The organism is Pseudomonas sp. NyZ201, from assembly GCF_049860765.1.
Lineage (GTDB): Bacteria > Pseudomonadota > Gammaproteobacteria > Pseudomonadales > Pseudomonadaceae > Aquipseudomonas > Aquipseudomonas bharatica.
On sequence record NZ_CP187557.1, the window covers coordinates 527281 to 548075 of the forward strand.

General features: G+C 64.6%; 17 protein-coding genes and 2 pseudogenes. 8 read left to right on the plus strand and 11 right to left on the minus strand.

Annotated elements, in window-relative coordinates; all coding sequences use genetic code 11:
* Window positions 1-65: 65 nt before the first annotated feature.
* On the minus strand, window positions 66-2243 hold the full coding sequence (locus ACPFMA_RS02285; RefSeq protein WP_420058637.1) for a malate synthase G: 2178 nt from the start codon (window positions 2241-2243) through the stop codon (window positions 66-68).
* 437 nt (window positions 2244-2680) lie between these two features.
* Between ACPFMA_RS02285 and ACPFMA_RS02290 the strand changes: the two genes are divergently transcribed.
* On the plus strand, window positions 2681-3199 hold the full coding sequence (locus tag ACPFMA_RS02290; RefSeq protein ID WP_425929617.1) for a glycine cleavage system protein R: 519 nt from the start codon (window positions 2681-2683) through the stop codon (window positions 3197-3199).
* Between the two features lie 226 nt (window positions 3200-3425).
* On the opposite strand, the gene rarD (ACPFMA_RS02295) is transcribed toward ACPFMA_RS02290, so the two are convergent.
* The 5 genes from rarD (ACPFMA_RS02295) to ACPFMA_RS02315 form a co-directional block, all read right to left on the minus strand.
* Window positions 3426-4313: an EamA family transporter RarD gene (gene rarD, locus ACPFMA_RS02295; protein WP_009404173.1), complete on the minus strand. Its 888-nt coding sequence runs from the start codon at window positions 4311-4313 to the stop codon at window positions 3426-3428.
* Between the two features lie 60 nt (window positions 4314-4373).
* Window positions 4374-5348, minus strand: coding sequence for a serine/threonine protein kinase (locus ACPFMA_RS02300; RefSeq protein ID WP_425929618.1), 975 nt, complete (start codon window positions 5346-5348; stop codon window positions 4374-4376).
* 162 nt (window positions 5349-5510) lie between these two features.
* Window positions 5511-7415: a PhoX family protein gene (locus ACPFMA_RS02305; RefSeq protein ID WP_425929619.1), complete on the minus strand. Its 1905-nt coding sequence runs from the start codon at window positions 7413-7415 to the stop codon at window positions 5511-5513.
* A gap of 65 nt (window positions 7416-7480) precedes the next feature.
* Window positions 7481-8245 (minus strand): TOBE domain-containing protein, encoded by a 765-nt coding sequence (locus ACPFMA_RS02310; protein ID WP_420058635.1) that lies wholly within the window; start codon window positions 8243-8245, stop codon window positions 7481-7483.
* Window positions 8246-8305: 60 nt separating this feature from the next.
* Window positions 8306-9043 (minus strand): ComF family protein, encoded by a 738-nt coding sequence (locus tag ACPFMA_RS02315; RefSeq protein ID WP_064303014.1) that lies wholly within the window; start codon window positions 9041-9043, stop codon window positions 8306-8308.
* 89 nt (window positions 9044-9132) lie between these two features.
* On the opposite strand from ACPFMA_RS02315, the gene bioB reads away from it, so the two are divergent.
* The 7 genes and pseudogenes from bioB to ACPFMA_RS02350 form a co-directional block, all read left to right on the plus strand.
* A complete protein-coding gene (gene bioB / locus ACPFMA_RS02320) occupies window positions 9133-10191 on the plus strand; it encodes a biotin synthase BioB (RefSeq protein WP_425929620.1) in 1059 nt (352 codons plus the stop codon).
* Window positions 10192-10198: 7 nt separating this feature from the next.
* The gene (gene bioF / locus ACPFMA_RS02325; RefSeq protein ID WP_425929621.1) at window positions 10199-11371 is read left to right on the plus strand and encodes an 8-amino-7-oxononanoate synthase; all 1173 of its coding nucleotides are present in this window, start codon (window positions 10199-10201) and stop codon (window positions 11369-11371) included.
* On the plus strand, window positions 11364-12095 hold the full coding sequence (locus ACPFMA_RS02330; RefSeq protein ID WP_420058633.1) for an alpha/beta fold hydrolase: 732 nt from the start codon (window positions 11364-11366) through the stop codon (window positions 12093-12095). The genes bioF and ACPFMA_RS02330 overlap by 8 nt, the downstream gene beginning before the upstream one ends.
* Window positions 12088-12912, plus strand: coding sequence for a malonyl-ACP O-methyltransferase BioC (gene bioC, locus ACPFMA_RS02335; RefSeq protein WP_425929622.1), 825 nt, complete (start codon window positions 12088-12090; stop codon window positions 12910-12912). The genes ACPFMA_RS02330 and bioC overlap by 8 nt, the downstream gene beginning before the upstream one ends.
* A 1-nt stretch (window position 12913) precedes the next feature.
* Window positions 12914-13594, plus strand: a complete 681-nt coding sequence (gene bioD, locus ACPFMA_RS02340) for a dethiobiotin synthase (protein ID WP_425929623.1) — start codon at window positions 12914-12916, stop codon at window positions 13592-13594.
* Between the two features lie 219 nt (window positions 13595-13813).
* Window positions 13814-14110, plus strand: a complete 297-nt coding sequence (locus tag ACPFMA_RS02345) for a pyrroloquinoline quinone biosynthesis protein PqqE (RefSeq protein ID WP_425929624.1) — start codon at window positions 13814-13816, stop codon at window positions 14108-14110.
* Window positions 14111-14372: 262 nt separating this feature from the next.
* A pseudogene (locus ACPFMA_RS02350) lies at window positions 14373-15026 on the plus strand (phenylacyl-CoA dehydrogenase); the annotation flags it as partial.
* Between the two features lie 91 nt (window positions 15027-15117).
* On the opposite strand, the gene rarD (ACPFMA_RS02355) reads toward ACPFMA_RS02350, so the two are convergent.
* The 5 genes and pseudogenes from rarD (ACPFMA_RS02355) to ACPFMA_RS02375 all read right to left on the minus strand — a co-directional run bounded on the left by rarD (ACPFMA_RS02355) (window position 15118) and on the right by ACPFMA_RS02375 (window position 20733).
* Window positions 15118-16005 carry an EamA family transporter RarD gene (gene rarD / locus ACPFMA_RS02355; RefSeq protein ID WP_009404173.1) on the minus strand — a complete coding sequence of 296 codons (888 nt, stop codon included), beginning with the start codon at window positions 16003-16005 and terminating at the stop codon, window positions 15118-15120.
* A 59-nt stretch (window positions 16006-16064) separates the two neighbouring features.
* Window positions 16065-17038 (minus strand): annotated as a pseudogene (locus ACPFMA_RS02360) (serine/threonine protein kinase).
* Window positions 17039-17200: 162 nt separating this feature from the next.
* Window positions 17201-19105: a PhoX family protein gene (locus tag ACPFMA_RS02365; RefSeq protein WP_425929619.1), complete on the minus strand. Its 1905-nt coding sequence runs from the start codon at window positions 19103-19105 to the stop codon at window positions 17201-17203.
* Between the two features lie 65 nt (window positions 19106-19170).
* Window positions 19171-19935, minus strand: coding sequence for a TOBE domain-containing protein (locus tag ACPFMA_RS02370; protein ID WP_420058635.1), 765 nt, complete (start codon window positions 19933-19935; stop codon window positions 19171-19173).
* A 60-nt stretch (window positions 19936-19995) separates the two neighbouring features.
* On the minus strand, window positions 19996-20733 hold the full coding sequence (locus ACPFMA_RS02375) for a ComF family protein (RefSeq protein ID WP_064303014.1): 738 nt from the start codon (window positions 20731-20733) through the stop codon (window positions 19996-19998).
* Between the last annotated feature and the right edge of the window lie 62 nt (window positions 20734-20795).

A 20795-nucleotide genomic window follows, 5' to 3' on the forward strand; every position in this document is an offset into this window, starting at 1 on the left:
GCGGGTGAACCCGCTCCCATAGGACCGCGCCGACCAGGACAATCATTGCCTGGTCGACCCATCACTTACAGGCCGTTACGCGCCTTGTACTCGCGACGACGACGATGCAGCACCGGCTCGGTGTAGCCGTTCGGCTGCCTGGCACCTTCCACTACCAGCTCGACCGCCGCCTGGAAGGCGATGTTGTTGTCGAAGTCCGGTGCCATCGGGCGGTACAGCGGGTCGTTGGCGTTCTGCTTGTCCACCACCGGCGCCATGCGCTTCAGGCCTTCCACTACCTGCGCTTCGGTCACCACGCCATGTCGCAGCCAGTTGGCCAGCAACTGGGCGGAGATGCGCAGCGTGGCGCGGTCTTCCATCAGGCCGACATCGTTGATGTCCGGCACCTTCGAACAACCCACGCCCTGGTCGATCCAGCGCACCACGTAGCCAAGGATGCCCTGGGCATTGTTGTCCAGCTCGTTGCGGATTTCCTCGGCGGACCAGTTGGTGTCCGGTGCCAGCGGGATGGTCAGGATGTCGTCCACGGACGCCGGGGCGCGCTTGGCCAGTTCGGCCTGGCGTTCCTTGACGTTGACCTTATGGTAATGCAGCACGTGCAGGGCCGCAGCGGTCGGCGACGGTACCCAGGCGGTGTTGGCACCGGCCAGCGGGTGGGCGATCTTCTGCTCCAGCATGTCGGCCATCAGGTCCGGCATGGCCCACATGCCCTTGCCGATCTGGGCACGGCCTTGCAGGCCGGTGGCCAGGCCGATATCGACGTTGGAGTTCTCGTAGGCGCCGATCCATTTCTGCGCCTTCATGGCACCCTTGCGCACCATCGCGCCGGCTTCCATGGAGGTGTGGATCTCGTCGCCGGTACGGTCGAGGAAGCCGGTGTTGATGAACACCACGCGCTCGCTGGCGGCCTTGATGCATGCCTTGAGGTTGACCGTGGTGCGGCGCTCCTCGTCCATGATCCCGACTTTCAGGGTGTTGTGCGGCAGGCCCAGCATGTCTTCGATGCGGCCGAACAGCTCGTTGGTGAATGCGGCTTCTTCCGGGCCGTGCATCTTCGGCTTGACGATGTACACCGAACCCTTGCGGCTGTTCTTGCGCGAGGTGTTGCCGTTCAGGTTGTGCATCGCCGCGAGGTTGGTGACCAGGCCGTCGAGGATGCCCTCGGGCACTTCGTTACCGTCCTTGTCGAGGATCGCGTCGATGGTCATCAGGTGACCGACGTTGCGCACGAACAGCAGCGAACGACCGTGCAGGGTGACAGTGCCACCGTTCGGCGCGGTGTACTCGCGGTCCGGGTTCATGGTGCGGGTGAAGGTCTGGCCGTTCTTGCTTACGCTTTCCGCCAGGTCGCCCTTCATCAGGCCCAGCCAGTTGCGATAGACCACGACCTTGTCGTCGGCATCCACGGCAGCGACAGAGTCTTCGCAGTCCATGATGGTGGTCAGGGCGGCTTCGACCAGGATGTCCTTCACGCCGGCGGCGTCGGTCTGGCCGACCGGGGTGGTCGGGTCGATCTGGATTTCGAAGTGCAGGTCGTTGTGCTTGAGCAGGATGCCGGTCGGCTCGCTGGCCTGGCCCTGGAAGCCGATCAGTTGCGCGTCGTCACGCAGGCCGCTGTTGCTGCCACCCTTGAGGGCGACGATCAGTTTGCCGCCTTCGATGCTGTAGCGGGTGGCGTCGACGTGGGAGCCGGCGGCCAGTGGCGCGGATTCGTCGAGGAAGGCGCGGGCGAAGGCGATGACCTTGTCGCCGCGCACCTTGTTGTAGCCCTTGCCCTTTTCGGCGCCGCCTTCTTCGCTGATGGCATCGGTGCCGTACAGCGCGTCATACAGCGAGCCCCAGCGGGCGTTCGAGGCGTTCAGGGCGAAACGGGCGTTCATCACCGGAACCACCAGCTGCGGGCCGGCCATCACGGCGATTTCTTCGTCGACATTCTGGGTGGACACCTGGAAATCCGACGCTTCTGGCAGCAGATAACCAATTTCCTGAAGGAAAGCCTTGTAGGCCGCGGCGTCATGGGCCTGGCCTTTGCGCGCCTGGTGCCAGGCATCGATCTGCGCTTGCAGGGTGTCGCGTTTGCTCAGCAGGGCTTTGTTCTTTGGAGCGAGGTCGTGGATGATCTTTTCCGCACCTGCCCAGAACTTCTCGGCGCTGACGCCGGTTCCGGGAATCGCTTCGTTGTTCACGAAGTCGAACAGGACTTTGGCGACCTGAAGGCCACCGACTTGAACGTGTTCAGTCATTGCTTGCCTCACTCTGCTCAGCTATATCGCTTTTCTATTTATGCCTTGCGCGCTTCTCTAAACACGGCACCAGGACATGCCCTGACGGGCGACTGGATGCGGCCCGCCAGGCTGGCTGGAGGGCGGTTGCGCATTTTCACAGGCGCTTGGCAGACATCGATCGGAACGTTTTGTAGTCCACGCTGCGGCATACTACATGATGCGCTGCGCATGTGAAAATTAGACTAAATACGTCGTTCTGCGACCGTTTGGTCGCATGGGGTCACGCTGGGAAAGGATATGTTCGCAAAAAACGTGTGGATTGTTCCAGATAAATCTTAAAACAGTACACGATTCGCTTTTCCGTTCCTCTGCGGCAGGTTGCCGCGCCTTGCCTATACTGACCCGACGCCATGCTGCCAGCGGCGTTTCCACCGGTATTGCAGAGGGTCGTCCGCGTGAACCATCTTGTTCTCACCGTCATTGCCGCCGACAAGGCCGGGCAGGTCGAGCGTATCGCCCAAACCATCGCCGAGCATAACGGCAATTGGCTGGAAAGCCGCATGTCGCGGATGGCCGGGCAGTTCGCCGGGATCCTGCGCATCGCCGTGCCGGCCGAGTCCCATGATGAACTGGTCCACGCCCTGCAGGCCCTGGGCGAGCGTGGCATTCGCGTGTTGATCGCGGAAAGCGGGATCGAGCCATCCTGTTCATGGAAGCCGATTGCCATGAGCCTGGTGGGCAATGACAGGCCCGGGATCGTCCGCGATATCACCCGTCTGCTGGCCGAGCAGGGCGTCAATGTGGAGCGCTTGAGTACCGACGTGCGCCCGGCACCGATGAGCAGCGAGCCGCTGTTCCATGCCGAGGCCCTGCTTGCGGTACCGCTGACCCTGTCGCTGGACGGCCTGCAGGCGCGCCTTGAAGAGCTGGCCGACGACCTCATGGTCGAGCTGGAACTGCGTCCGGAGGAGTAGGTTATCCCCAGGCACTTATCCCGTTTTCGCGTGGATCGCCCTGTGGATAAGCTGGGGGCTGCGACGTGCAGGCCACGTGAATCAAGGCTTCCCAAGGATTGAGCAAAAAACCGCCAGAAATCAGCGGCTTGTGCACAAAGCGCGGGGATGAGGGTGTGGATAACCTTGGGAGAGGTTGCTACAGGCCACGAATCACGTGGCCTGTAGCGGCTTGATCGTTTTTTGATCAGGCGCGCTTGCGCAGGCTCAGCCAGGCATCGACGCTGTACAGGGCCAGGCCGGCCCAGATAAACATGAACGCAACCAGGGTGCTGCTCGACAGGTGCTCGTCGAACAGCAGCACTGCCTGCAGCAGCACCAGGGTCGGCGCCAGGTACTGCAGGAAGCCCAGGGTGGTATAGGGCAGATGGCGGGCCGCCGCGTTGAAGCTGACCAGCGGCACCAGGGTCACCGGCCCGGCAGCCATCAGCCACAACGCCTGGCTTGTGGTATAGAACTCCGGCTGGGCGCTGCTGGCCATCGGGTTGAGCAGCAGCCAGCCGATGGCGATCGGCACCAGCATCCAGGTTTCCACTACAAGGCCGGGCAAGGCCGCTACAGGCGCCTGCTTGCGGATCAACCCATAGAAACCGAAGCTCAGCGCCAGGGCCAGCGATACCCACGGCAGGCTGCCCACTTGCCACACCTGCTGCGCCACGCCCGCCGCCGCCAGGCCCACCGCGACCCATTGCAGGCGGCGCAGGCGCTCACCGAGCAGGAGCATGCCCAGCAACACGTTGACCAGCGGGTTGATGTAGTAGCCGAGGCTGGCTTCGAGCATGCGCCCGTTGTTCACCGCCCAGACGTAGGTCAGCCAGTTGAAGGCGATCAACGAACCGCTCAGGGCCAGGATGGCCAGGCGCCGCGGGTTCTCGCGCAGCTCGCGCCACCAGCCGGGGTGTTTCCAGACCAGCAGCAACGCCGCGCCGAACAGCGCCGACCACAGCACCCGGTGGACGATGATTTCCACCGCCGGGACGCTTTGCAGGAGCTTGAAGTAGATGGGGAACAGGCCCCAGATGATGTAGGCGGTCAGGCCGAGAATGTACCCGCGGCGCGGGTTGGCGGCAGTCATGAGGATCCTTGCTTGGGCTAACGGGTTGCGCGGCTATTGTAGACAGAGGTCCTGCCGCTTCTAGAACAATTTCAGTGGCTCTTCTTCCAGTGCCGCGCACTGCTCGCGCAATGCCAGGATCTGGTCGCCCCAATAGCGCTCCTGGCCGAACCAGGGGAAGCTGCGCGGGAACGCCGGATCGTCCCAGCGCCGCGCCAGCCAGGCGCTGTAGTGCAAAAGGCGCAGGCCGCGCAGGGGCTCGATCAAGGCCAGCTCGCGGGGATCGAAATCGTGGAATTCGTTGTAGCCATCCATCAGCTCGGCGAGCTGGCCGAGGCGCTCTTCGCGGCTGCCGGCGAGCATCATCCACAGGTCCTGGACTGCGGGGCCCATGCGACAGTCGTCGAGGTCGACGATATGGAATACCTCGTCACGGCACATCAGGTTGCCGGGGTGGCAGTCGCCATGCAGGCGGATCTGCTGGTGCGGTGTGCGGGCGTAGATGGCCTCGATGCGCTTGAGCAGGTCGCGAGCCACGGATTCGAAGGCCGGAAGCAGGCTTTTCGGCACGAAGTCGCCTTCCAGCAGGGTGCTCAGCGAGGCGTGGCCAAAGTTATCCACAGCGAGGCTTTCGCGCTCGACAAAAGGACGGCTGGCACCGACCGCATGCAGGCGGCCGAGCAACTGGCCGAGGCGATAGAGCTGGTCGAGATTGCCTGGCTCCGGCGCACGACCGCCACGACGGGGGAACAGCGCAAAACGAAAACCGGCGTGTTCGAACAGGGTCTTGCCGTTATGCAGCAGCGGGGCGACCACGGGCACTTCGCACCCGGCCAATTCGGCGGTGAAGGCATGTTCCTCGAGAATGGCGGCATCGCTCCAGCGGCCGGGGCGGTAGAACTTGGCGATCACCGGCTCGGCGTCTTCGATGCCGACCTGGTACACGCGGTTCTCGTAGCTGTTCAGTGCCAGCACGCGGGCATCGCTGAGCAGGTCCTGGCTTTCGATGGCATCCAGGACCAGATCGGGGGTGAGGGTATCGAAGGGGTGGGACATGCGCGACTCCGGCTGCGCGGCGGGGAAAAGGGCCGCATCGATTCCGGCATGGTAACCCAGGGGCTGTTTCCTGGAGAGGTCCAATTCTCAAGGCATTCAGAGAACCTTGTGGCAGCTGGCAAGCCAGCTCCCACAGGGTTTTGTGTTAACCAGTCCTTTGTGTCAGGCGCCGATGATGCCGCCATCCTCCCGGGTAATCGCCATTACCGACGACCGTGGCTTGCCATTCGGCAGGTGCTCGGGGAAGGTCGAGCCGCCGGTTTCGCCCGGGTGCTGGATACCGACGAACAGGGTCTTCTGGTCCGGCGCAAAGGCGATTCCGGTCACCTCGCAAGCTACCGGCCCGACCATGAAACGGCGGATCTCCCCGGTCGCCGGATCGGCGCAGAGCATCTGGTTGTTGCCCATGCCGGCAAAATCCCCGGCATTGCTGTAGTCGCCGTCGGTGAGGATCCACAGCCGGCCGTCCGGGTCGAAGCCCAGGCCGTCGGGGCTGTTGAACATGTTCTGTGCGGTGACGTTGCCCGAGCCGCCTTTGGCCGTTCCTGGATGCACCTGCGGATTGCCGGCGACCACGAAGAGATCCCAGTCGAAGGTCATCGAGCCATGGTCATCACCTGTTTCGCGCCAGCGCAGGATCTGCCCGTAGACGTTCTTCTCCCTAGGGTTCGGGCCGCCGACCGGCTGGCCTTCTTCACCGCGCTTGACGTTGTTGGTGAGGGTGCAATAGACCTGCCCGTCCTTCGGGCTGACTACGATCCATTCCGGACGGTCCATGCGCGTAGCCTTCAGCACGCTGGCGGCCAGCCGCGCGTGGATCAGGACCTGCGCCTGGCTGGCGAAACCGGCGGCCGCGTTGAGGCCGTTCTTGCCGTGGGTGAGTTCCAGCCACTGGCCCTTGCCCTTCGGATGCCCGGGGTTGCCGTCGCCATCGTCGAAGCGGGCCACGTACAGGGTGCCGTGGTCCAGCAGGTTGCGATTGGCGGTGGGGTTCTTGTGGTCGATGCGCTCGCGGCTGATGAACTTGTAGATGAACTCGCCGCGCTCATCGTCGCCCATGTACACCACGGCGCGGCCGTCGCGGGTTTCGCCCAGTGCTGCGTTTTCGTGCTTGAAACGGCCGAGGGCGGTGCGCTTGACCGGGGTGGACTGCGGATCGAACGGATCGATTTCCACCACCCAGCCATGGCGGTTCAACTCGTTGGGGTTTTTCGCCAGGTCGAAGCGCGGGTCATGCTGGTGCCAGCCGACCTCCTTGCCCGCCACCGAGGCGCCATAGCGCTTCTGTCCGGCATCGAAGGCCTGCTGCGGATCGCTGCTGCCGAAGCAATCGGTGAAGTTTTCTTCGCAGGTCAGGTAGGTGCCCCAGGGCGTCTTGCCGTTGGCGCAGTTCTGGAAGGTGCCGAGGACCTTGCTGCCGCTGTTGTCGGCGGCGGTGCGCAGCCAGGCATCGCCGGCCGCCGGGCCGCTCATGCGCATCGGGGTGTTGCCGTGGATGCGCCGGTTGTACCTGGAGTCCTGGACGAACTGCCATTGGCCGTTCCTGCGCTGCACTTCGATCACCGACACACCCTCGGCCGCCTGGGCCTTGTGCACGTCCTCGGCGTTGGCCGGCTGGCCGCCGTGATCGAACAGGTAGCGATAGTTGGTGTACTCGTTGTTGATCGCCATCAGCGCGCGGTTTTCATCGCCCGGGAAGGGGAACAGGCTCATGCCGTCGTTGTTGTCGCCGAACTGCACTTCCTGGGCCTTGGCCGTGCCCTTGCCGGACGGGTCGAAAGCCGGCGCTCCGGGATGCAGGGGCTGGCCCCAGCTGATCAGCACCGAAGCCTTGTAGCCCGGCGGCAGGCTGATGCCGTCGGCGGTGGAGGAAGCAATCGCGCTGAATCCGAGCAACGGGCTGCCGGACGCGGCGCTGACACTGTTGGCCAGCACGCTGCGGCTCAGCAGGCTGCCGCCGAGAAACAGCGCCGCTCCACACAAGGCGCCGGCACCGATGAAACGGCGACGGCTGAGGCCGACCAGTTGCTCGAGGTCGGTCGGCTGGTTTTCTTCTAATAGGTTCATGTCAGGCTCCCTGCGGTTCGTGGCAGTCACCTTAATCAGGCCCTATGACAGTTTTGTGGCGTTTTTCAGGCGGGTATTCCGAGAAGAACGTAGGTAGGAAGGAAGGTGACCTGTACGAAACTTCCGACGCCAAGGCTGTGGGTGTTCAGCCAGTCCGGCTCGGCGAACGCACACAGGGTCTGTCCGCTGCCCAGGCTCAGGCGCAGTTCGCTGGCGCCCTGGGGATCTTCCTGCACCTCGTCGATACGCGCTTCCAGGCAGTTGCTGCCGTGCGCGACCGCAGCGTCGCGGCTGGCCAGTTGCAGCCAGCCGGCCTTTATCAGGGCGACCACGGTGGTGCCGATCTGCAGTTCCAGGCGCTGGGTGCTGTCGCGGGTGATCTGCGCCTGGATGCGCAGGTCGCCGGGCAGGGTCAGTTCGATGGTGTCGTTGCGGCCTTGCGGGTGGATGGCGCTGACCTGTCCATGCAACTGGTTACGCGCGCTGGTGCGCAGCATCAGGCGCCCGATCAGGTCGAGGTCGCTGCTGTCTTCGGCTTCCTCAAGGACCTGCGCCTGAAGAACCTGCAAACGCTGGTACAGGCGCAGCACTCGGCGGCCTTCGTCCGACAGCTGAGCGCCACCACCGCCACGGCCCCCGGCACTTCTCTCCACCAATGGCCGGGCGGCCAGGTTGTTGAGTTCGTCGATGGCATCCCAGGCGGCCTTGTAACTCATCCCCGCTGCCTTGGCGGCACGTGTGATGGAGCCTTGCTCATCGATGTGCTGCAACAGGGCGATGCGTTGCGGGCGACGGACGATGTGCTGGGACAGGGGCGTAGGCAATGACATGGGAACCGGTACCAAGGCTGGCGATGATCGGCAGGAAAGTGCCCGCCTGACCCTGCCAAGTCAAGCGCTGCCGGGGCGCGGCGTGCGTGCCAGGCAATAGACGTCCACCCGCGCCGCGCCGGCGTCGCGCAACAGCCGGGCCAGGGCCTGGGCGGTGGCGCCGGTGGTCATGACATCGTCCACCAGGGCCACATGCAGGCCTTCGACGGCCTCGGGCCGGACGATGGCGAAGGCGTTGGCGAGGTTGCGCCTGCGCGCACGGGCATCCAGTTCCTGTTGCGCGATGGTCTCGACAGGGCGGGTCAGTAAGTCAGGGTCGCAGGAAATCGACAACTGCGCCGCGATCCATTGGCCAAGCATCGCGGCCTGGTTGTAGCCGCGCTGGCGCAAACGTTGCCTGGCCATCGGCACCGGTAGCAGCAGGGCCGGGCGTGGCAGCCCTTCGGCGAAACGATGGGCCAGCCAGTTGCCGAGCATCTGCGCCAGCAACCGGCCCAGCGGCCATTGGCGCTGGTGCTTGAAACGGGTGATCAGGGCATCCAGCGGAAATCCGTAGTGCCACGGCACCAGCACCCGCCTGAACGCCGGACGCCGTCGCGCGCACTGGGCGCAGAGCAGGCCGTCGATCGGCAAGGGCAGGGCGCATACCCGGCACTGTTCATCCAACCACGGCAATTCACTTTCACAGGGCATGCAGATGGGCTGAGCCTGCTCGGACGGTTCGTCGCATAAAAGGCAGTATTGGTTGTTATTTGAACAGATGTAAACCTGATGTTTAGATCCGGGTTGACAGTGCATGGGCCTTCCATAACTATGCGGACTATCCGTGATGCGCTGGCGGGCAATCCGATCCCGGCGCCAGTACAAGCCTAAACAAGGAAACACCCATGAGCGCCAGCACAACTGCAACGCTTCGTCACGACTGGTCCCTGGCCGAAGTCAAAGCCCTGTTCCAGCAGCCGTTCAACGACCTGCTGTTCCAGGCGCAGTCGGTGCATCGGGCGCATTTCGACCCCAATCGCGTCCAGGTTTCCACCCTGCTATCGATCAAGACTGGTGCCTGCCCGGAAGATTGCAAATATTGTCCGCAGTCCGGTCACTACAACACCGGCCTGGACAAGCAGAAACTGATGGAAGTGCAGAAGGTGCTGGAGGAAGCCGCCCGGGCCAAGGCCATCGGTTCCACCCGTTTCTGCATGGGCGCGGCGTGGAAACACCCGTCGGCCAAGGACATGCCCTACGTGCTGGAGATGGTCAAAGGGGTCAAGGCCATGGGCCTGGAAACCTGCATGACCCTCGGCCGCCTTGACCAGGAGCAGACCCAGGCCCTGGCCGACGCCGGTCTCGACTACTACAACCACAACCTCGATACCTCGCCGGAGTTCTACGGCAGCATCATCACCACCCGCACCTACGCCGAGCGCCTGCAAACCCTGGCCTATGTGCGCGACGCCGGGATGAAGATCTGTTCCGGCGGCATCCTCGGCATGGGCGAGTCGCTGGATGACCGCGCCGGCCTGCTGATCCAGCTGGCCAACCTGCCGGAGCATCCCGAGTCGGTACCGATCAACATGCTGGTCAAGGTCGCCGGCACGCCGCTGGAAAACGCCGAGGAGGTCGATCCGTTTGATTTCATCCGCATGCTTGCGGTGGCGCGGATCCTCATGCCGCAGTCCCATGTGCGGCTGTCTGCCGGGCGTGAGCAGATGAACGAGCAGATGCAGGCGCTGGCCTTCATGGCCGGCGCCAACTCGATCTTCTATGGCGAGAAGCTGCTGACCACCGCCAACCCCCAGGCCGACAAGGACATGCGCTTGTTCGCCCGCCTCGGTATCCAGCCCGAAGCCCGCGAGGAGCATGCCGACGAGGTGCACCAGGCGGCCATCGAGCAGGCGCTGGTCGAGCAGAAGAGCAGCGAACTGTTCTACGACGCCGCATCGGCCTGAGGCCTGCATGAGCTTCGATCTTCGCGCGCGCCTTGAACAACGGCGCGCCGCTGACCTGTACCGTCAGCGCCCGTTGCTACAGAGTCCGCAGGGTCCGCAGGTGGTGGTGGACGGGCAGTCGCTGCTGGCCTTCTGCAGCAACGACTACCTGGGCCTGGCCAATCACCCCGAGGTGATCGCTGCCTGGCGTGCCGGCGCCGAACGCTGGGGCGTGGGCGGTGGCGCCTCGCACCTGGTGGTCGGCCACAGTACGCCGCATCACCAGCTGGAAGAAGCCCTGGCCGAGTTCACCGGACGCCCGCGAGCGCTGTTGTTCACCACCGGCTACATGGCCAACCTCGGCGCGGTCACCGCGCTGGTGGGGCAGGGCGACACCGTGCTGCAGGACCGTCTCAACCATGCGTCCCTGCTGGACGCCGGCCTGCTCAGCGGCGCACGTTTCAACCGCTACCTGCACAACGATGCCGACAGCCTCGACAAGCGCCTGGACAAGGCCGAAGGCAATACCCTGGTGGTGACCGACGGTGTCTTCAGCATGGACGGCGATATCGCCGACCTGCCCGAACTGGTGAACCGTGCCCAGGCCAAGGGGGCCTGGCTGATGGTCGATGACGCTCATGGCTTCGGTACCCTGGGGCGCAAGGGCGGCGGTGTGGCCGAGCATTTCGGCTTGAGCCTGGACGAACTGCCGGTGCTGGTCGGCACCCTGGGCAAGGCCTTCGGCACCGCAGGCGCCTTTGTCGCCGGCAGCGAGGATCTGATCGAAAGCCTGGTGCAGTTCGCCCGTCCTTATATCTACACCACCAGCCAGCCTCCGGCGCTGGCCTGCGCCACCCTGAAAAGCCTGGCCCTGCTGCGCGACGAACACTGGCGCCGCGAGCACCTGGCCGCGCTGATCGCCCAGTTCCGCGGTGGCGCCGAGGCAATCGGGCTGGAGCTGATGGACAGCTTCACGCCGATCCAGCCGATCATGATCGGCGATGCCGGGCGCGCCTTGCACCTGTCGCGGATGTTGCGCGAGCGCGGGCTGCTGGTCACCGCCATCCGTCCACCCACCGTGCCCGCCGGCAGCGCCCGCTTGCGTGTAACGCTAACGGCTGCGCACAGCGCCGCGCAGGTCCAGCTATTGTTGAATGCATTGGCCGAGTGCTATCCGCTGTTGGAGCCTGTCGATGCGTAACCATCTGATTCTTCTGCCGGGCTGGGGCCTGGGCAGCGCCGCGCTGGAACCGCTGGCGGCAAGCTTGAGGGCACAGGATGCCGGACTCCGGGTCGAACTGGCGGCCCTGCCCAGCCTGGTCAGCGACGACCCGCAAGCCTGGCTCGACGAGCTGGACCGAAGGCTGCCCAAGGACACCTGGCTGGGTGGCTGGTCGCTGGGCGGCATGCTCGCTGCCGAGCTGGCGGCGCGGCGTGGCGATCACTGTTGCGGGCTGCTGACCTTCGCCAGCAACCTCAGCTTCGTCGCCCGCGCCGACTGGCCGGACGGCATGCCGCCGGACACCTTCGAGACCTTCGTGGACGGCTGTCGCAGCCATACGGCGGTGACGCTCAAGCGCTTCAAGTCGCTGTGCAGCGAGGGAGCCCAGGAGCCGCGCAGCGTGCTGCGGCAACTGGGCATCGGCGTGCCCGATACCGACCCGGTGCTGCTGGTCAAGGGCCTGGAGGTGCTCGGGCGCCTGGACACCCGTGCGGCATTGCAGGCCTATACCGGGCCGCAACTGCATTTGTTCGCCGGTTCCGACGAGCTGGTGCCGGCCCAGGCTGCCCGGGCCCTTAGCGAGTGGCTGCCGGATGTCGAGGTGGGCCTGGTCGAGGGGGCCTCCCACGCTTTCATCCTCGAGTATCCGCAAGAGCTGGCAGCCAATATCAAGACCTTCCTGCATGAGAGTGGCGATGACTGATCTATCCCGACCGGCCCTGCCCGGCGCCTTGCCCGACAAGCGCCAGGTTGCCGCGTCCTTTTCCCGTGCCGCCGCCAGTTATGACAGCGTTGCCGAGCTGCAACGGGCGGTAGGCAGCCAGTTGCTGGAGCGTGTGCCGCAGGAACTGGTGCCGCGTTGCTGGATCGATCTCGGCAGCGGTACCGGCTACTTCAGCCGGGCGTTGCAGGGGCGTTATGCCGAGGGAGTCGGTGTGGCGGTGGATATCGCCGAAGGCATGCTGCGCCATGCCCGCGATGCAGGGGGCGCGGCGTATCACGTCGCTGGCGATGCCGAGCGCCTGCCGCTGCGCCCGGCCTGTGCCGACCTGGTGTTTTCCAGCCTTGCGGTGCAATGGTGCGCGGATTTTCGCGCCGTGCTGGGCGAGGCGCGCCGGGTGCTGCAACCTGGCGGCGTACTGGCGTTTTCCAGCCTGTGCGTCGGTACCTTGCAGGAGCTGCGGTCGAGCTGGGAGGCGGTGGACGGCCTGGTGCATGTCAATCGTTTCCGCCGCTTCGAGGATTACCAGCGCCTGTGCGGCGCAAGCGGGCTGGAGGTGCTCGACCTGCGCGCACAACCCCATGTGCTGCACTACCCTGATGTGCGCAGCCTGACCCATGAACTCAAGGCCCTGGGTGCGCACAACCTCAATCCCGGGCGTCCCGCCGGGCTGACCGGGCGGGCGCGGATGCAAGGCTTGTTGCAGGCTTACGAGCAGTTTCGCCAGGCGCAGGGCCTGCCGGCGACCTACCAGGTGGTCTATGGCGTCTTGCGCAAGCCGCTGACGGAAGGGGAGTGAGATGAGCGCGGCCTATTTCATCGCCGGAACCGACACCGACGTCGGCAAGACCACCGTCGCCGCCGGGCTGTTGCATGCGGCGCAACTGGCCGGGCTCAGCACTCTGGGCGCCAAGCCGGTGGCCTCGGGCTGCGAGGTCACGCCCAAGGGGCTGCGCAACAGCGACGCCCTCGCGTTGATGGCGCAGAGCAGCGTCAAGCTGCCTTATGAGCGGATCAATCCCTTCGCTTTCGAACCGGCCATTGCCCCGCATCTGGCAGCGCGGGAGGCCGGCGTCGACCTGAGTGTGGCGGGCCTGCTCGGCCCCATGCGCGAGGTGTTGGCCGCGGGCGCGGATTTCACCCTGATCGAAGGTGCCGGTGGCTGGCGCGTGCCGTTGTCCCATCATGCCAATCTGTCGGACCTGGCGATCGCCCTGAAACTGCCGGTGATCCTCGTAGTGGGCGTGCGGCTCGGCTGCATCAGCCATGCGTTGCTCAGCGCCGAGGCAATCGCCCGGGATGGCCTGCAATTGGCGGGGTGGGTCGCGAACATCGTCGATCCGCGGACCTCGCGACTGGAAGAGAACCTGGCCAGCCTGGCCGAGCGTCTGCCGGCACCGTGCCTTGGGCGGGTGCCGAAGTTGAAGATCGCCTCGGCGGAAGCGGTGGCGGAGCATTTGCAGATCGATCTTCTGGACTGACACGGACCCTGTGGGAGCGGGTTCACCCGCGATGACGATGGTAGGTTCACTAACGTAATCGCGGGTGAACCCGCTCCCACAGGGTCCGCGCATCCAGCAGGTCTGCTAGTTCCTCTCTATTGCAGCAGCCAACCCCATTAGTGTTTTTCAACGGCATTCCTTGCCTATCTCTGCTTCAATAGGCCACTGTATTGCCATCCCCTTTTCTGGAGTTTTGAAATGGAAATCTCGGGCAGTTCTGCATTCTATGCCGGCCTGGGCGCCATTCAGGCCGGACAGCAGCGCGTCGACCAGGCCGCCAGCCAGATCGCCAATAACACCGTGGAGCGGGCCGCCACCAGTCAATCCAGCGATTTCCAGGCCGAGCGCCTGCGCGCCGTGGATCGCAGCCAGCAGATGGACATGGCCACCACCAGCGTCGAGCAGGCCTTGGGCAAGCATCAGGTCGAACTCGGTGTCAAAGTGGCCAAAGCATCGGACGAAATGCTCGGCACCTTGATCGATACCTACGCCTGAGGCGCGACGCCTCAGGCTTCATCTTTCTTCCCTACTCTTTATGCATCAGCGCCTTGGCTTTCCTGCCAGGCGTTCGGCTACCTGCTGCAAAGACTTTTCCTACGTTCGTAGTTCGTCTGGACGATGGCAGAAGTGTCATTGGCCGGGTGTTGACAAGGCATGGGCGTAAACGTATGTTTCAAACAATCGTTTGACCCCAAGGCCGAACTGCTCGGCGTGGTCTTTCAACCCAACTAGGATTCATCAGCAGAGGTTCATCGCTATGCCTGACTACAAAGCCCCCTTGCGTGATATTCGTTTCGTCCGTGATGAACTGCTCGGCTATGAAGCGCACTATCAGAGCCTGCCGGGTTGCCAGGACGCCACGCCGGACATGGTCGACGCCATCCTCGAAGAGGGCGCCAAGTTCTGTGAGCAGGTGCTGGCACCGCTGAACCGCGTGGGTGACCTGGAAGGCTGCACCTGGAGCGAATCCGGCGTTAAGACCCCGACCGGCTTCAAGGAAGCCTACAAGCAGTTCGTCGAAGGCGGCTGGCCGAGCCTGGCCCACGACGTCGAGCACGGCGGCCAGGGCCTGCCGGAGTCGCTGGGCCTGGCCATCAGCGAGATGGTCGGCGAGTCCAACTGGTCCTGGGGCATGTACCCGGGCCTGTCCCATGGCGCGATGAACACGCTTTCCGCCCACGGTACCGCCGAACAGCAGCACACCTACCTGAGCAAGCTGGTGACCGGCGAATGGACCGGCACCATGTGCCTGACCGAGCCGCATTGCGGTACCGACCTGGGCATGCTGCGTACCAAGGCCGAGCCCCAGGCCGACGGTTCCTACAAGGTTACCGGCACCAAGATCTTCATCTCCGCCGGTGAGCACGACATGGCCGACAACATCGTCCATATCGTCCTGGCCCGCCTGCCCACAAAGCGCGGGATGAGGGTGTGGATAACCTTGGGAGAGGTTGCTACAGGCCACGAATCACGTGGCCTGTAGCGGCTTGATCGTTTTTTGATCAGGCGCGCTTGCGCAGGCTCAGCCAGGCATCGACGCTGTACAGGGCCAGGCCGGCCCAGATAAACATGAACGCAACCAGGGTGCTGCTCGACAGGTGCTCGTCGAACAGCAGCACTGCCTGCAGCAGCACCAGGGTCGGCGCCAGGTACTGCAGGAAGCCCAGGGTGGTATAGGGCAGATGGCGGGCCGCCGCGTTGAAGCTGACCAGCGGCACCAGGGTCACCGGCCCGGCAGCCATCAGCCACAACGCCTGGCTTGTGGTATAGAACTCCGGCTGGGCGCTGCTGGCCATCGGGTTGAGCAGCAGCCAGCCGATGGCGATCGGCACCAGCATCCAGGTTTCCACTACAAGGCCGGGCAAGGCCGCTACAGGCGCCTGCTTGCGGATCAACCCATAGAAACCGAAGCTCAGCGCCAGGGCCAGCGATACCCACGGCAGGCTGCCCACTTGCCACACCTGCTGCGCCACGCCCGCCGCCGCCAGGCCCACCGCGACCCATTGCAGGCGGCGCAGGCGCTCACCGAGCAGGAGCATGCCCAGCAACACGTTGACCAGCGGGTTGATGTAGTAGCCGAGGCTGGCTTCGAGCATGCGCCCGTTGTTCACCGCCCAGACGTAGGTCAGCCAGTTGAAGGCGATCAACGAACCGCTCAGGGCCAGGATGGCCAGGCGCCGCGGGTTCTCGCGCAGCTCGCGCCACCAGCCGGGGTGTTTCCAGACCAGCAGCAACGCCGCGCCGAACAGCGCCGACCACAGCACCCGGTGGACGATGATTTCCACCGCCGGGACGCTTTGCAGGAGCTTGAAGTAGATGGGGAACAGGCCCCAGATGATGTAGGCGGTCAGGCCGAGAATGTACCCGCGGCGCGGGTTGGCGGCAGTCATGAGGATCCTTGCTTGGGCTAACGGGTTGCGCGCTATTGTAGACAGAGGTCCTGCCGCTTCTAGAACAATTTCAGTGGCTCTTCTTCCAGTGCCGCGCACTGCTCGCGCAATGCCAGGATCTGGTCGCCCCAATAGCGCTCCTGGCCGAACCAGGGAAGCTGCGCGGGAACGCCGGATCGTCCCAGCGCCGCGCCAGCCAGGCGCTGTAGTGCAAAAGGCGCAGGCCGCGCAGGGGCTCGATCAAGGCCAGCTCGCGGGGATCGAAATCGTGGAATTCGTTGTAGCCATCCATCAGCTCGGCGAGCTGGCCGAGGCGCTCTTCGCGGCTGCCGGCGAGCATCATCCACAGGTCCTGGACTGCGGGGCCCATGCGACAGTCGTCGAGGTCGACGATATGGAATACCTCGTCACGGCACATCAGGTTGCCGGGGTGGCAGTCGCCATGCAGGCGGATCTGCTGGTGCGGTGTGCGGGCGTAGATGGCCTCGATGCGCTTGAGCAGGTCGCGAGCCACGGATTCGAAGGCCGGAAGCAGGCTTTTCGGCACGAAGTCGCCTTCCAGCAGGGTGCTCAGCGAGGCGTGGCCAAAGTTATCCACAGCGAGGCTTTCGCGCTCGACAAAAGGACGGCTGGCACCGACCGCATGCAGGCGGCCGAGCAACTGGCCGAGGCGATAGAGCTGGTCGAGATTGCCTGGCTCCGGCGCACGACCGCCACGACGGGGGAACAGCGCAAAACGAAAACCGGCGTGTTCGAACAGGGTCTTGCCGTTATGCAGCAGCGGGGCGACCACGGGCACTTCGCACCCGGCCAATTCGGCGGTGAAGGCATGTTCCTCGAGAATGGCGGCATCGCTCCAGCGGCCGGGGCGGTAGAACTTGGCGATCACCGGCTCGGCGTCTTCGATGCCGACCTGGTACACGCGGTTCTCGTAGCTGTTCAGTGCCAGCACGCGGGCATCGCTGAGCAGGTCCTGGCTTTCGATGGCATCCAGGACCAGATCGGGGGTGAGGGTATCGAAGGGGTGGGACATGCGCGACTCCGGCTGCGCGGCGGGGAAAAGGGCCGCATCGATTCCGGCATGGTAACCCAGGGGCTGTTTCCTGGAGAGGTCCAATTCTCAAGGCATTCAGAGAACCTTGTGGCAGCTGGCAAGCCAGCTCCCACAGGGTTTTGTGTTAACCAGTCCTTTGTGTCAGGCGCCGATGATGCCGCCATCCTCCCGGGTAATCGCCATTACCGACGACCGTGGCTTGCCATTCGGCAGGTGCTCGGGGAAGGTCGAGCCGCCGGTTTCGCCCGGGTGCTGGATACCGACGAACAGGGTCTTCTGGTCCGGCGCAAAGGCGATTCCGGTCACCTCGCAAGCTACCGGCCCGACCATGAAACGGCGGATCTCCCCGGTCGCCGGATCGGCGCAGAGCATCTGGTTGTTGCCCATGCCGGCAAAATCCCCGGCATTGCTGTAGTCGCCGTCGGTGAGGATCCACAGCCGGCCGTCCGGGTCGAAGCCCAGGCCGTCGGGGCTGTTGAACATGTTCTGTGCGGTGACGTTGCCCGAGCCGCCTTTGGCCGTTCCTGGATGCACCTGCGGATTGCCGGCGACCACGAAGAGATCCCAGTCGAAGGTCATCGAGCCATGGTCATCACCTGTTTCGCGCCAGCGCAGGATCTGCCCGTAGACGTTCTTCTCCCTAGGGTTCGGGCCGCCGACCGGCTGGCCTTCTTCACCGCGCTTGACGTTGTTGGTGAGGGTGCAATAGACCTGCCCGTCCTTCGGGCTGACTACGATCCATTCCGGACGGTCCATGCGCGTAGCCTTCAGCACGCTGGCGGCCAGCCGCGCGTGGATCAGGACCTGCGCCTGGCTGGCGAAACCGGCGGCCGCGTTGAGGCCGTTCTTGCCGTGGGTGAGTTCCAGCCACTGGCCCTTGCCCTTCGGATGCCCGGGGTTGCCGTCGCCATCGTCGAAGCGGGCCACGTACAGGGTGCCGTGGTCCAGCAGGTTGCGATTGGCGGTGGGGTTCTTGTGGTCGATGCGCTCGCGGCTGATGAACTTGTAGATGAACTCGCCGCGCTCATCGTCGCCCATGTACACCACGGCGCGGCCGTCGCGGGTTTCGCCCAGTGCTGCGTTTTCGTGCTTGAAACGGCCGAGGGCGGTGCGCTTGACCGGGGTGGACTGCGGATCGAACGGATCGATTTCCACCACCCAGCCATGGCGGTTCAACTCGTTGGGGTTTTTCGCCAGGTCGAAGCGCGGGTCATGCTGGTGCCAGCCGACCTCCTTGCCCGCCACCGAGGCGCCATAGCGCTTCTGTCCGGCATCGAAGGCCTGCTGCGGATCGCTGCTGCCGAAGCAATCGGTGAAGTTTTCTTCGCAGGTCAGGTAGGTGCCCCAGGGCGTCTTGCCGTTGGCGCAGTTCTGGAAGGTGCCGAGGACCTTGCTGCCGCTGTTGTCGGCGGCGGTGCGCAGCCAGGCATCGCCGGCCGCCGGGCCGCTCATGCGCATCGGGGTGTTGCCGTGGATGCGCCGGTTGTACCTGGAGTCCTGGACGAACTGCCATTGGCCGTTCCTGCGCTGCACTTCGATCACCGACACACCCTCGGCCGCCTGGGCCTTGTGCACGTCCTCGGCGTTGGCCGGCTGGCCGCCGTGATCGAACAGGTAGCGATAGTTGGTGTACTCGTTGTTGATCGCCATCAGCGCGCGGTTTTCATCGCCCGGGAAGGGGAACAGGCTCATGCCGTCGTTGTTGTCGCCGAACTGCACTTCCTGGGCCTTGGCCGTGCCCTTGCCGGACGGGTCGAAAGCCGGCGCTCCGGGATGCAGGGGCTGGCCCCAGCTGATCAGCACCGAAGCCTTGTAGCCCGGCGGCAGGCTGATGCCGTCGGCGGTGGAGGAAGCAATCGCGCTGAATCCGAGCAACGGGCTGCCGGACGCGGCGCTGACACTGTTGGCCAGCACGCTGCGGCTCAGCAGGCTGCCGCCGAGAAACAGCGCCGCTCCACACAAGGCGCCGGCACCGATGAAACGGCGACGGCTGAGGCCGACCAGTTGCTCGAGGTCGGTCGGCTGGTTTTCTTCTAATAGGTTCATGTCAGGCTCCCTGCGGTTCGTGGCAGTCACCTTAATCAGGCCCTATGACAGTTTTGTGGCGTTTTTCAGGCGGGTATTCCGAGAAGAACGTAGGTAGGAAGGAAGGTGACCTGTACGAAACTTCCGACGCCAAGGCTGTGGGTGTTCAGCCAGTCCGGCTCGGCGAACGCACACAGGGTCTGTCCGCTGCCCAGGCTCAGGCGCAGTTCGCTGGCGCCCTGGGGATCTTCCTGCACCTCGTCGATACGCGCTTCCAGGCAGTTGCTGCCGTGCGCGACCGCAGCGTCGCGGCTGGCCAGTTGCAGCCAGCCGGCCTTTATCAGGGCGACCACGGTGGTGCCGATCTGCAGTTCCAGGCGCTGGGTGCTGTCGCGGGTGATCTGCGCCTGGATGCGCAGGTCGCCGGGCAGGGTCAGTTCGATGGTGTCGTTGCGGCCTTGCGGGTGGATGGCGCTGACCTGTCCATGCAACTGGTTACGCGCGCTGGTGCGCAGCATCAGGCGCCCGATCAGGTCGAGGTCGCTGCTGTCTTCGGCTTCCTCAAGGACCTGCGCCTGAAGAACCTGCAAACGCTGGTACAGGCGCAGCACTCGGCGGCCTTCGTCCGACAGCTGAGCGCCACCACCGCCACGGCCCCCGGCACTTCTCTCCACCAATGGCCGGGCGGCCAGGTTGTTGAGTTCGTCGATGGCATCCCAGGCGGCCTTGTAACTCATCCCCGCTGCCTTGGCGGCACGTGTGATGGAGCCTTGCTCATCGATGTGCTGCAACAGGGCGATGCGTTGCGGGCGACGGACGATGTGCTGGGACAGGGGCGTAGGCAATGACATGGGAACCGGTACCAAGGCTGGCGATGATCGGCAGGAAAGTGCCCGCCTGACCCTGCCAAGTCAAGCGCTGCCGGGGCGCGGCGTGCGTGCCAGGCAATAGACGTCCACCCGCGCCGCGCCGGCGTCGCGCAACAGCCGGGCCAGGGCCTGGGCGGTGGCGCCGGTGGTCATGACATCGTCCACCAGGGCCACATGCAGGCCTTCGACGGCCTCGGGCCGGACGATGGCGAAGGCGTTGGCGAGGTTGCGCCTGCGCGCACGGGCATCCAGTTCCTGTTGCGCGATGGTCTCGACAGGGCGGGTCAGTAAGTCAGGGTCGCAGGAAATCGACAACTGCGCCGCGATCCATTGGCCAAGCATCGCGGCCTGGTTGTAGCCGCGCTGGCGCAAACGTTGCCTGGCCATCGGCACCGGTAGCAGCAGGGCCGGGCGTGGCAGCCCTTCGGCGAAACGATGGGCCAGCCAGTTGCCGAGCATCTGCGCCAGCAACCGGCCCAGCGGCCATTGGCGCTGGTGCTTGAAACGGGTGATCAGGGCATCCAGCGGAAATCCGTAGTGCCACGGCACCAGCACCCGCCTGAACGCCGGACGCCGTCGCGCGCACTGGGCGCAGAGCAGGCCGTCGATCGGCAAGGGCAGGGCGCATACCCGGCACTGTTCATCCAACCACGGCAATTCACTTTCACAGGGCATGCAGATGGGCTGAGCCTGCTCGGACGGTTCGTCGCATAAAAGGCAGTATTGGTTGTTATTTGAACAGATGTAAACCTGATGTTTAGATCCGGGTTGACAGTGCATGGGCCTTCCATAACTATGCGGACTATCCGTGATGCGCTGGCGGGCAATCCGATCCCGGCGCC